The sequence below is a fragment of the Mesorhizobium sp. CNPSo 4684 genome (assembly GCF_057784315.1).
The window spans coordinates 57,436-69,504 of the sequence record NZ_JBWLUX010000035.1 but is presented as its reverse complement, the minus strand read 5'-3'; the positions used below and the strand labels follow the sequence as shown (position 1 = coordinate 69,504).

The 12,069-nt window shown below is 58.7% G+C and carries 11 protein-coding genes and 2 pseudogenes; 4 read left to right on the top strand and 9 right to left on the bottom strand.

What is annotated here, in order from left to right; genetic code table 11:
* On the top strand, nucleotides 1-405 hold a 405-nt coding region (locus AC04SG_RS27005; protein WP_488553532.1), incomplete at its 5' end, for an ATP-binding cassette domain-containing protein.
* 562 nt (nucleotides 406-967) lie between these two features.
* Nucleotides 968-1,381 (top strand): annotated as a pseudogene (locus AC04SG_RS27000) (transposase); the annotation flags it as partial.
* Nucleotides 1,382-1,463: 82 nt separating this feature from the next.
* On the opposite strand, the pseudogene AC04SG_RS26995 reads toward AC04SG_RS27000, so the two are convergent.
* From AC04SG_RS26995 to AC04SG_RS26980, 4 genes and pseudogenes are all read right to left on the bottom strand, one after another.
* Nucleotides 1,464-1,599: pseudogene (locus tag AC04SG_RS26995) on the bottom strand (ISNCY family transposase); the annotation flags it as partial.
* Nucleotides 1,600-1,771: 172 nt separating this feature from the next.
* Entirely contained in the window at nucleotides 1,772-2,734 is a 963-nt protein-coding gene (locus AC04SG_RS26990) for a type III secretion protein (RefSeq protein WP_488553531.1), read from the bottom strand.
* 328 nt (nucleotides 2,735-3,062) lie between these two features.
* Nucleotides 3,063-3,917: a host specificity protein gene (locus tag AC04SG_RS26985; protein ID WP_488553530.1), complete on the bottom strand. Its 855-nt coding sequence runs from the start codon at nucleotides 3,915-3,917 to the stop codon at nucleotides 3,063-3,065.
* Between the two features lie 166 nt (nucleotides 3,918-4,083).
* Complete coding sequence (locus AC04SG_RS26980) at nucleotides 4,084-4,362, bottom strand: hypothetical protein (protein WP_488553529.1); 279 nt, start codon at nucleotides 4,360-4,362, stop codon at nucleotides 4,084-4,086.
* Nucleotides 4,363-4,558: 196 nt separating this feature from the next.
* Here AC04SG_RS26980 and AC04SG_RS26975 point away from each other — a divergent pair, with 196 nt between their 5' ends.
* Nucleotides 4,559-4,915 carry a GSU2403 family nucleotidyltransferase fold protein gene (locus AC04SG_RS26975; protein ID WP_488553528.1) on the top strand — a complete coding sequence of 119 codons (357 nt, stop codon included), beginning with the start codon at nucleotides 4,559-4,561 and terminating at the stop codon, nucleotides 4,913-4,915.
* Nucleotides 4,916-5,575: 660 nt separating this feature from the next.
* Complete coding sequence (locus AC04SG_RS26970; RefSeq protein ID WP_488553536.1) at nucleotides 5,576-6,151, top strand: thermonuclease family protein; 576 nt, start codon at nucleotides 5,576-5,578, stop codon at nucleotides 6,149-6,151.
* 86 nt (nucleotides 6,152-6,237) lie between these two features.
* Here AC04SG_RS26970 and AC04SG_RS26965 read toward each other — a convergent pair whose 3' ends face one another.
* The 5 genes from AC04SG_RS26965 to AC04SG_RS26945 form a co-directional block, all read right to left on the bottom strand.
* Nucleotides 6,238-7,389 (bottom strand): DUF4236 domain-containing protein, encoded by a 1,152-nt coding sequence (locus AC04SG_RS26965; RefSeq protein WP_488553527.1) that lies wholly within the window; start codon nucleotides 7,387-7,389, stop codon nucleotides 6,238-6,240.
* Nucleotides 7,390-7,446: 57 nt separating this feature from the next.
* Entirely contained in the window at nucleotides 7,447-8,496 is a 1,050-nt protein-coding gene (locus AC04SG_RS26960; RefSeq protein WP_488553526.1) for an OmpA family protein, read from the bottom strand.
* Nucleotides 8,493-9,806: a hypothetical protein gene (locus AC04SG_RS26955; protein ID WP_488553525.1), complete on the bottom strand. Its 1,314-nt coding sequence runs from the start codon at nucleotides 9,804-9,806 to the stop codon at nucleotides 8,493-8,495. Before AC04SG_RS26955 ends, AC04SG_RS26960 begins: the two co-directional genes overlap by 4 nt.
* Nucleotides 9,806-10,402, bottom strand: coding sequence for a hypothetical protein (locus tag AC04SG_RS26950; RefSeq protein WP_488553524.1), 597 nt, complete (start codon nucleotides 10,400-10,402; stop codon nucleotides 9,806-9,808). The genes AC04SG_RS26955 and AC04SG_RS26950 overlap by 1 nt, the downstream gene beginning before the upstream one ends.
* 214 nt (nucleotides 10,403-10,616) lie before the next feature.
* Nucleotides 10,617-12,059, bottom strand: a complete 1,443-nt coding sequence (locus AC04SG_RS26945) for a hypothetical protein (protein WP_488553523.1) — start codon at nucleotides 12,057-12,059, stop codon at nucleotides 10,617-10,619.
* Nucleotides 12,060-12,069 lie beyond the last annotated feature (10 nt).

The following is a 12,069-nucleotide window of genomic DNA, read 5'->3' as shown; positions in this document are numbered from 1 at the left end:
GTCGAGGCCTTGCTGGAGGTCGGCCTCGACCCCAATGCCCGCAACCGCTACCCGCACGAATTCTCAGGCGGCCAGCGCCAGCGCATTGCCATCGCCCGCGCCATGATCCTGAAGCCCAAACTGGTGGTGCTGGACGAGCCGACCTCGGCCCTCGACCGCTCGGTGCAGAAACAGATCGTCGAGCTCTTGCGCAAGCTGCAGGCCGACCACGAACTGTCCTACCTCTTCATCAGCCACGATCTCGCCGTGGTGCGCGCCATGGCCGACTACATCATCGTCATGAAGCAAGGCAAGATCGTCGAGGAAGGCCCGACGGAAGAGATATTCAGCAACCCGCAAGCAGCCTACACACAGACGCTGATGAACGCGGCGATCGATGTGACGCGGTTCCGGTTGAGCGTATGACCGCGTCTCGGTTTGGGATGACGCTCATTGCGATGGCGTAGTTCCATCGTGCCCTGCGCCGGCAATTGAACGTAATCTTGGGAGGATGCAGAGGTTCTGTGGCAAACTTCAGCCAGGCGCCATGCTATCGGCCGGTGATAGTTCCCGGCCGCCTTAAGGCGCAGACCACAGAGCGGCCATATGACTGCAGCACCTCTATCAGATGGTCGTGCTCAGCGATGATCCGCTCGATCAGCGGACTTGGGCCTGCCACAGTTCAAAGGCCGGGCTCGCCATCAGGGTCGGTTGCTCAGCCGCCTGCTGGAGATAGCCCACGGTGGTGCGTGTGATCCTGAGCAGCTCGCGGTAGTGCTTCACCCGTCTCGGGGCTCTTGCTTCTCTTCGGGATCGGCGCCTTGGCCTCCCAGTATGGGAATCCATAGAACGAGGTGGAACAATCTGTCGCGCGTCCTGATCGCGATGATGCGATCGGAACAAGCAGCCTGGCGAACTCACCTCGCCCTCGTCCCGCGAAGGACATCCTTCCACCAGCGAGTGGAACCTTGTTGTCTCCGTGCGAACGCCCGGCATTGGCGTCTTGACGGCCGTCAGCTTCGTCACGGCGGTGGATGATCCGGCGCGCTTTGTCCGCTCATCGGGTGTCGGTGCCTACTTCGGCCTGACGCCGAGACGGTATCAATCGGGAGAAGTCGATCGTAACGGGTCGGTCTCAAAATGCGGTGATACGCTCACGCGCACCTATCTCTTCGAGGCCGCGGGCACTCTCCTGGCACGGGTCGCCAGATGGTCTGCGTTGAAAGCGTGGGGCGCGCGCCTGGCGCGCCGGATAGGCAGCAAGAAAGCCCGTGTGGCCGTCGCCCGCAAACTGGCAGTGATCATGCATCGGATGTGGGTCGACGGCAGCGAATTCCGCTGGTCGAAGGAGGGGGGCGACCGCGTCGGTGACCTCGTAGATGGGGAGGCAGCCCTGATTTAAGGTACTGCGTCCATTACATTGAGGCACCCACGTCCCGAACGCTAACATGCGGCGATAGCTCAGAGCAGCGCGCAACGCAGCACAGGTTCCGCGTCACCAGGCTCAAAAGCTCACGATGCTCGTCCAGCCATTGCGACATGGCTGTCAATTCACAGCCGATTTCGTGTCCGGCGAAAAGAATCAAATACACTGGATTGGACGGTGCGTTCTTGGCGCATTGTCGGCTCCGGCGGTGGCAGAAACGCTTTGGAATCAGTGGCTTGATCTCGAAGTGTATCTGAAACCGCCAGGGCCTTGTCTGCCCACTAGGCGCAAATCTCACGCGGGCCCACGCCAAGCGCAGCGTGTGCCGCAACACGCAGTGCCCATCGAGACGACACGGCGTCGTCGTCAATATTCCGGCGGCACCACCGGCGGACGATCCTGATGGTCTAGGAGCCCAACCTGTTCCAGCACCGAGTGAATAAACTGCGGGGCGCCCGCCTCGTGGGGAGACAGCCCATAGAATTCCTGCGCCGCCATCGAGACCAACTGCTCCTGCTGTTCCCGCGGAATCTGCTCTCGGGCTTCCCGCGCTCTTGCGGCGAACTCGGCCGACACTACCTGGGTTTCCAAAAAGCGATCTTGTTGGGTCGGATTTCGGCGCAACTGCTCCAGCTGCGTTGCTGTGTATTCGTCTTCGTTTGGGTGGACGAGAGGTATCAGCTGTTCGACGCGATTTTTCAACCACAGGGCGTCGTCCTTGTCGAGACTCAGCTCCTCTTTCTCCACCTGGACCTTCGCCCACGCGCTGTCTTTCAGCCGCACCGCCGGGCCGTTCGACCAGCCGTCCTGCACGATGGTCGTCTCTCCATCGCGTCCGTTGTCGCGGCGTAGCTCGTTCCATGCGTGTCCAGTTCGCGTGGCCGAGATGGTGTGATCGGCGCTCAATTCCATAATTTCCACCTTGCCGCCTGCATTCACGACCGATTCACCGTCGCGCAAATGCGGCGCGTGCGAGACTGCAGCGAGGCGTGCGAAATGATCGCAAAAGCCTGCGCCCAGCGCGCCGGCCAATGCCATCTGGTTGGCGCGATCGAGGCCGCGGTAGGCCACACCTGCGGCTACGACGTTGTGCCCGTGGGACGGCTCGCCATCCGCATGAACGTTGCCGCGTCCGTGCCTGAGGAGGAGGCGAACGTCGTGCACTGTCTGACCGGCGGCGGTGATCCGAGCGGGGCTTCTGACCGGATCGCCAGTCATCATGGCCGCAATGAGGTAGGCGAGTTGCTGTATCTCATGTCGCTGTAGTGCCTCACCGCGTCGTTGTTGCAACGTGTTCGGCGACGTTCCCAGAGCGACTCGGGAAGCCATCGCGGCCGGTCCCGATGCCGTCGAAATTAGCGCGGACCACTCGCGATGGCTGTCGCCGCTGACGCTGTGGGCCGTTGAGTGCGGGGCGCCGTCGGCGCTCGAACTATGATAAGGCGAGCCTACTACTGAAGGCTTTGAACAACAAATTCCCACAATCGATCTCCTTTATGCTGATGAATATGCTGATGAAATTTCAACTCCCCTACAGAGGAGCCCAGGCGACACCGTGAAGCTAACGAATTGGAGCGGCCAGGGGTACTTTCGCGCCCAGCACGCGGGAGAAGAAACATGATAGCCTTCATGCACATTCCCTTTAGTCCATCGAGACTCAGTCGGCCGGTGGTCCGCGGAAATTGAGCGCCCGCTCCAAGAACCAAGAAGGATCATCGCCGGACGAGTCTGTCTCGACATATCCTTCGTCTTCATTGCTACTTCGTTCAACGGGATCCTCGCTCTCGGCTTGAAGATACAGCCGGGGCTTGTCTGCCCGCTGCCATTTACCCTCGTTGTTCATTGTCCACTTATCGGACCGTCTAGGGTCAAGCACGAATTGGTTCTCCCCCACGTCAACAAAGCCCATCTGCTCCAGACGGGGCTTCGCCGCATCGTTAGCAGGACGTGACATGATCAAAGGCTTCTTGCCGTCGAGCCGAAGTTGATGTTCGAGCAGAACATCTCCCGCGTTCTCAACGAGCGGGTGCGAAACTCGAAGAGCCACGACCGATGAAATATTTTTTCGGTCCGGAAAGTATTTCTTCTGCCACTCTTCCCCTTTGATGCGGAATCCTGGGTCCGTCCTTAGGAGCCCAACGCTCTTATCGCCCAACTGGTAGCTGAAGTACTTCGAACCCGGCTCGTCATCTATGGTCGTACCGACTCTAGCGACAATTGCGGTGCGCTCCGCTTTTGAGGACACGAAGTCTGAGTACTCTTGAGGATTGTCTGCTATGTGCTTGACATCGACGCCATAGAAGTCCTTCAACTCTTGCCTGAACTCATCACTGTCCATGTCGTAGATAGGAGGTTCGGGGGTGAGGGAATACGGCCGTGTCGCCGAAGACGAACTAGTCCCCGCGTCTGCAAGCGATTTCGCAAATCTTTGATTATCTGCTGCCTGCTCCGACTCGTCGGGATGCCCTGCGCTTGTAGGTTGGCTGGATGAACCAGTGATTCTGCTATACATGCGACTCGCTCTCCTATCGACAGATCTGCACTGTAGTCATCGACTACTTAAGCTTACTAGCAGGGTAAGCGAGCGATCTGACAACAAGCTGACGTACAGAAGAGTGCATGGTCGCCACCCCTATCTCGATCTTGCCCCGGCTTGCGCCGCGTCTTGGTTTGCTCGCCTAATCGCCGACGCAATCGCGCCGGTCCGCCTGCTGCGCGCGGAAAGGTTCCTTGGCGTCAATGCAGCGACCGGCAGCCTTCTGCATGCATTCGCTTCCGCCGGCGTGTTCCTCCTCGGCGGGACGGTCGCGGGAACTCAGGCGTTCCGCCTCTAGCGAGCACGGCGTCCGCTTCACCCTTGACCAGACTGCCCAAACGAACGTCGACATCGCCAGCTTCGAGCGACTCTCGATCACCCTGGACGACAGTGTGTCGGCGCCGCTCGAAAGGGTTCTCAAGGATTTCTCGTTCGAACCGGCGCCGGCGCTGGTGGCCGGTAATATAAGACTTCGCGCTGGAAACAGATGCGGGGCGAGACGCTCGCCGAATTCCTGACGCCTTACTTTCACCGAGGAAGAGGGTCTGCGTCCACTGCCGGCGCCCGGCGTCCATGCCCGGTCGCTGCACCATCTCAGCTAACTCCTGGCAGAGCCAATGCTGGCGGCCGTCAACCATCGCGACGACGTGCTCGTCCAACTTCCGGGGCCCGAACGCTTTGCAATCCATAAGCTCATCGTTGCCGACCGCCGCCGCGATGGGCCAGACAGCTTAAAATCCATCAGGGACCGGCTGCAGGCCGAATTCCTGATCGATGTGCTGGCTACGGACAGGCCGGACGACCAGCGCGAGGCTTTCGAGGGCGCCCTGGCGCGGCAAGCGCTGGTGGGACAGGATTGCGGCCACCTTGGAGCGATCGCCATCGCTGCAGGCGGCCCTTGGCGACTTGTCGTCGATCTGACGCCGAAACGACGCTGTCCGCCGGTGAAAGCCGAGCCAGAGGGCCATCTCTGACTGCCCTTTTCACAACGAACGATAATTGCATTATCAGTTATTTAAGCATGCCAGCCCAGCCGTCGTAAGCCCGCAGTGAACTCTATTCGCTCTACTGACGCAACGTCCGCTTTTGGTGCGGGTCCTGAGGCGAGTGTATGGGGCTGAATGGAGGCGGTACCAGTCCTTCAGATTTAGTCTGCGGAAATCGCGGTTGGTTGCTCGCTTCTGCTCTTACGCTGAAACCCAGTGCAGCTTCGAACACGCGCCGAAGCATGCTGGGAATTTCGACGTAGCAAAGTATAGCTTGAAAACTCGTTGCGAACGCTTCTCCCTTGCATGTGTCTCAGCCGAAAGGCTATCACGTCAAAAAATGGGCAAGTAACGAGAGGACGGCTTGATATCCGTCTTTCGGCATTCCTCGCGGGGAGGCGAAATTGAGGAGCAATAGTCACTCCCGCCGGCGTAGGCCTGACTCGAGGGACGGTCGGCCGGTTTTCTCTGGTCGCAGATCTCGCATTTGGATTCTTGCGCTCACCCTTACAGTTTTGGCAATTGCCGCCTATAGCTATTTTGCGCTCGGGTACAGTCACAGCCAAACTGGCGAGTTCATAGCAAACTTGACCGCGACCAGGCCCGCGGCGATTAGCGGCGTGGCCTCGGTTTGTTGACGGAGACACAATTGAAATTCATGGTCAGCGCATACGGCTCAACGGCATCGATGCACCTGAAAGCCGCCAGCTCTGCAGGGATGCAAACGGCGTGGAGTATCCTTGTGGGCGCCGGTCCGCCGAAGCTTTAGACGGTTTCCTGTCTGCCTCTCGGTCTGTCCAGTGCACTTTCGTGATGTGGGATCGTTACCATCGCTTCGTTGGTGATTGTCGCCGGGCGGACGGGATGAGCGTCGCTTCCTGGATGGTGGAGCAGGGCCAGGCTCTCGACTGGCCTCGGTACAGCCACGGCGCGTACGCGAAACAACAGACCGCGGCCGAGACAGCTAAGGTTGGAGTCTGGATAGGCACTTTCGAAGCACCATGGGACTGGCGCACAGAGCATACCGACAATTCGCAGCCAACGGATCGCAAATTCAGATTGATCGACCAGGACCAAGTAGCACAGAGCTATTCATGCCAACCCCGACGGCATTGCTCCCAGATCTCCTCGTGTGAGGAAGCGCGCTGGTATCTCAACAATTGCTCTTGGGGTCCTAAGCTCGATCGCGATCGGGATGGAATCCCCTGTGAAGGCCTCTGCTGATTGTTCGTGCTCCGTCGTTTATCAAACCCTGTTCCTGCGCTGCCAAGGGCCTTTAAGTAAGGGGCCAGCCGCGTTCCGCCTAAAGGCTATGGATTTGGCTGCGCTTGTATCGTTATCGACCGGCTACCAGAGCTTCGGTGCAGCTGAGAGAGCGCAGAGAGCGCCTGACAAAACGGCAGGCTCACATTTGTTTTCGAGAATTCAACCAGTTCGTTCAACCCGGTCGAACTCGAAAGCCGCAAGGCTTCGTAGCGGCACACGGGGATCTGCCTGTTGTTTTTGAAGCGCCGGTCCGGTCCACCGCTTTTGTTCGGGTGAGCCCAGGTATGCCCAACAACCTCAGCGTCGGAAGGAACCTTGCCCGTTTCAATAAAATTGGTCGGAGCAAATTGCGTCTGAAGATCGCCGTATCCGACGGCGCCGTAGCGGTTTCCGTCTTTCACCAAGACGAGGTCCGGCATGAAATAGAGCACTTGGCGGCCAACGTGGATTGAAGGCGGGGTTACGTTACTACGAACAACTTTGGGCAACGTGCTTTCCAGCGTCGTGGACTTTTTGTCGACCAGCATGCTGGCCCCGGCATTGCGCTTCCAAGCTGTCAGATCCTGGATCGTGCCCCCGGCCGCCACATGCCATCTTCCGTCGCAACGAGTGAGCGTTTCAAACGCACTAACAAGGCGACCATAGGCGGCCTCGGCGTCTTGCTCGAGATCGTAATAGAGCACGCTTACCCGGCGATAGCTGTCAAACCATCTGCCGATCAGCATGCCCGGTAGAAATGCGGCGACGCCCACCAAAGGTGCAGCCCCTCCGAGCTTTGCCCCCACAAGAAAACCCCCAATTCCTGCCAGAACCGCGAGGGCCACAGAGAGCCGCGTCTCCGATTGCTTGGCATTGATCTCGTCAAGCACATTGGCAGACGTTTCATCTCGCATACCCATCACGTCGCCGGATTCGATCTCCCGCATCACGACGCCATCAGCGACGTATCCGGGCGCCGAAGGTTGGAGCTGTGCTTGGCGCATATCAGCTGGCTGCTGTCGGGCAATCTTTTTCGTCCCGGCTTTTCCGAGCGTGCCGCGATAGTAGAGGCCGCCCGCGCCCGCATGGATGTAGTGGCCTCGTGGACCTGTCCCGATCCGAAGGCCTTTTACACCAACGGAGACGCCAACGCCGCCCGATGAGAAGTTGAACCGGAACGGTCCGGCGCTAATCGATTTTCGAACGTAAAACCCCATACCCTGAGTCCCCCCAACTATACGCGGTGCGCCTAGCTCACCAGCGACCGCCACGACCTATGTCTTCGATCCCCCAGCCGGCGCAACGTCTGTTTCGCGCGACCGCTGCCTCACCCTGATTTCTATCCGTCGTCTTGCCTTCACGTCGCCGACCTGGGCGCCGTCGGTAAGGCGGTCGCCGGGCAGTATCAACTGACCGCCAGACATGGGTAGAATGGTGAAACCTTTGAGCTCAGGCATGTTCTGAAGTATGCTCGTCACCGAGATCGCTCGCGCCAATCCAAGACCTGCGTTGTCCGCAGGATGAAGCGTGCCGATCGCTACCTTACGGGCGAGAACCGGCTTTAGGGCCTTGTCCATATTCGATGATTCACCGGACATTGCCTGCTCATCCGTGTGGCCGATCACCTCGATCACATCAACGCCGTACGCCGTCGCAATGCCGGCGATCGTCTTTGACAGATCATGCAGCTTCATCTTGAAGCGATCGGAAAGCTCCGCGCTTCCGACATCGAAATTATAGCCGTCGAGCTCGCTGAGACTGATGATCGGTGGCCAATCGTGCGGCTTAGCTGCAACTACAGTTTCGCCCGCCTTCTTTAGCGCGTCTGAGAGTTCCTTCGAGGTCTTGGCCCCACCCACATAGCCGAACTCCTTCAGAACCCGCATCTCCTCGATCATCGCCTTGGCTTGATCGACGTCGACATTGTTCTCGGACAGAACCTTGGTCACCGGGGCCTTTTTCACCAGGTCTTCGACCGTAAGGCCTGCTTTTTTGATTGTTTCGGTAGCCTCTTTGGCCAGGACCAGTTCCCGCCATTGCTGGTCAGCCACATTACGGCCCGTCGCCGGATTTATCATTGCGTTCAGCTGAGTAAGGAGCCGGTTGTTTTCCTCGTCGAGCTGCCTGGCCTTCTCCGTAAGGGACTGGGCAATCTTCATTGCCGCTTCAGCCTCTTTTTGCTTCTTCGCGATGATCGCCCCGGCCGCGAGCAGAAGGCAGAACACCAACAGCAGCATCGTCTCGGCCATTGTCAGGCCAAGGATTAGCCCGCGGGCGTACCCTCTGCGCTCGAACGCGACTGCTGTTCCGCCGACCTCGCTCACCTGCCCCACCAGCTGGTTCGTCTCGGCGTTTCAGTCTTCTCTGCCTGCGGCGCTCCACTCAAGGTTTGGAAAGTATCGCCTTGTGCGCCATCTGGGATCTTGATTTCCGCGCCTTCAGGAGCACTGGCGGCTGGTGTCACTTCGCGCACTAAATCGCTTGCCATTGTGCCGTTGGCAGCATGATTCGTGCGAGCGACCTGAAGACTCCTTTCCGCAAGCGTTGCAACGAGTTGGCTCGTGTCCTTACTTTGCTTTTGCACCACCGCTGCAAGCGCCTCGGTCAAACGCTGCTGCGCCTGAACAGTCTGTGCCGTTTTCTCCGCCGCGGCTGCCGCCCTTTCCACGCCACTCGCCACCTTCGCCACTGCATCGGCAAGACCGGTCATAAGCGCTTGCTGCTCCTGTGAGGCCGTCTCGGTCTTCACCGCATATTGCGCGACAGCGCTGCCGAGCAGCTTCACCATCGGCGCCAAATCGTTCTTCAGCACCTCGTCGGGAACGACAACCTTCTCTAGCTTCGTGGCTACGATATCCGCTTGTGCGCCAAGTTTATTCACCGACGAGGACATCGTGCCGTTGGCTTTGTCCAGCAAATCCGCGGCAACTTCGACACGCTGCGCAATCGACGAGAACTGACTTTCGACCTGCCCGAAATTGTCTTTAAGTGCGTCGCTCAGTTTGCTCGACGCCTCCTGGACCGGCTTGATCGATTCCATCGCGATCTTCTCCAGGGCGGATCTTATATGCTCTCCGTTCCGCTCCGCCTGGCCGGCGATTTCGGCAAAACCCTCCTCCAGCATTTGGTGGCTGACACGGCGAAAGTCGGCAAACTCTCTCGTCACGCCCTCCATCTCGGCCCTCACCCGCCGTGTCATATCCGCGAGTTCGTGCCTTGCCGTCCGCTCAATATCCGCAGGATCGCGGCGCATCTGATTGTAGAAAATTCGGAGCGCAATGCCGGTGATCGTCGACGTAATCGCGATACCGAAGTTCCTTACGATAATTTCAGTCGAGCCTTCCGACCCAAACTGAAACAACGAGACCCCAAGGCTCGTCAGGGTGAACAGGAAGCCCATGTAGTAGAGATTGTCGCCGGTCTGCTCATCGTGAAGCCGCAGCTTCCCGGTGAAGACCGATACACCGAGATAGAAGAACATCAGGCAGACAGGTATACCCGCCGCCACGACCGGGTTCACTCCCGACAACTTGGCGATAGCGATGAATATGCAGCCGCCGAGGGTAAGCGTCGCAAACACGACCAAAGGGAGGCCTGGGTGGCCCAGCAGGGAATTGTCGCGCTTCCTGGCCATCAGTTTAACCCCTCCAAACCAACCAGCTTTTCGAACTGGCCGTGATGGTTCTGGACCCATTGCGTCCAGAAATCGGCGTGATCGAGTGACTGAAATGGCTTCTTTGCCCGGTCGATATAGAGAATTGTAACGTTCACCCCATCGAGCGAGGTGCCGTAGGTCCTATCGGCCGCGCTGTTGAGATATTTCCGGTAATTGAGGCCAGAGCGATACTGGGAATAAAGGTCCGTATGCTCGATCATGTCCGACGCAACCACCAATCGCTTTGGGCTTCCCTGTTTGGCCAAGCTGCCGTCGAAGAGCGACAGTTTGATCTTCTGGATACCGGCAATGATCGGAGACTGGCTCGCGGACTCAGCATTTGGGATTTCGCCTGGGAGCTTGCCCAAGGGATCTCCGAAGGCGTTCTCCCACTTCTTTTGGCGCCGTGCCGGATTATTTGTCCAGCTGTCCACGGTTGAACCATCGCCCGGATTGCATCCATCGAACATCACCGTGAGGTCGCCGGGGAACGAGTTTAGGGTGTAGATCTTCACATACCCGCCTGGTTCGACACGTCCGATGGTCTTGCGGAATTCGTTCTTCAGGTCGGCCATCGTGGTTGCGGAAATCGGATCAGTGGCATCGATCAAAACAGCCGTTAGGCTAACGGGGCCCCCCAACGGGCAATTTGTGTTAGCGTCGATCTGACCCTTTCCAGATCTTGACCACATCCAGGCAAAGCCGCCCAGCATCGCTATTGACAGCACCCCGAGAGCAACAGCCGCGACGATCGGGCCGGCTTGGCCCTTCCTCTTCCTACGAGACCGCCTAGCCATTGCTCACACCGTCGGGATGGAGCTTGTCTAGATCCCGGTACTGCTCGATCCCTCGCTCGCATTCTTGGCCAATGAGGCGAACTTGAGCGTTGAGCTCCTCCTGCGCCTGGCGGATCGATGCACCGACGTCTCCTTCGCTCCACTCCCCCTCGCCCGAGACATGGGGTTTGATACGCTCCAGCTTGTAAGGCGCTGCGAAATGCTTGGGCGCGGGCTCCGTCCTGGCCTGGATGTTGGCTTCCCTGTACTTGGAGAGCAGCTGGTTACAGGCCCGCTCCAATTGATCCTGATGCTGCGCAAAGAGCGCCAGAAGCCTCGATCGATGCTCAACAATCGCGCGGTGCTCTCTGCGGCGACTGCCGAGCTCCTTGACGATCTCCTCGACCTTTTCGTTGTGGTCGTCGCGAACGTCCTGCAGTTCCTCGATCAACTCCTTCTTGCGATCGATGTAATCCTCTCGCCTGGCGACCAGTCGATTTTCAACGCCCGCGTAGCCGGGATAGGGATCGAGGACGAACCAGCCATCGATAAACGCGAAAATTGAGAACATCAGCCCGATCGCAAACAGCAACCACGACTTCACGTCGTCGAGGCCCGTTGGATTGGCGAGCATACTTCGGATGACCTCCGCACCGGCACCGTCTGCGAGCGAGCCGCTCACCTCGCGGTAGTGAGCCAGCGCAAGGTTTATGGTCACGGCCAGACCGACGTAGAGCAGGATTGAGAGAGTGCCGATTAGCTTCACGAAAAGCGACCGGTGCGTGACCAGGCGAGCGCAGAAAACCGCCAGAAGCAGAGCGGCGCCGATATTGATGAACGAGAATGCCGCGGCCTCCAGGATGCCCCCAAAAAAACCCTGCTCATTTCCCTTGGCAAGAAAGTTGCCGTTCATCGCTGTCTCGATCAGAAAAAGGAACACCAGTAACGACACGCGGAAAATGTGAGCTGCTCCGTGCTGCACCCGCGCCGCGCGAACCAGACCGTGCTTCTGCTTAAACCAGACGTTCTCCTTCTCGGCGTCGTTGAGAGCCCTCCTCAATCCGTGGAGTTCATCGAGGCCGATAGCGACCGAAGCCTTGAAGTCAGAGACACTGGCCGCATTTGCCTGACGGATCAGGCCGAACTGCTCTTCGAAATCGAGGCTCGCAAGGCGCCCGCTGAGGAGTTGGAGGTTGTCCTCGATAGTATGATGTGAGGACTTCTTCTCATCTTCGACTCGTTCGACGATGGCATGTTCGACATCGTCCAGCGTCTTAGCGGCCTTTGGGGGCTGATTCGCCTCGCCGCGCTGCTTTCCGCGGCCAGCAAGATCCATATCGCGATCGATCTTCGCGACGTCCAAACTGCTGAACAGCTGGGTGCTTGCTCGGAAATCATGGTTAGACTCGCGCAAAGATTCGCGCAGCCTGTTCAGCTTCTCGAATTTCGACCCCACGACCTGCCCC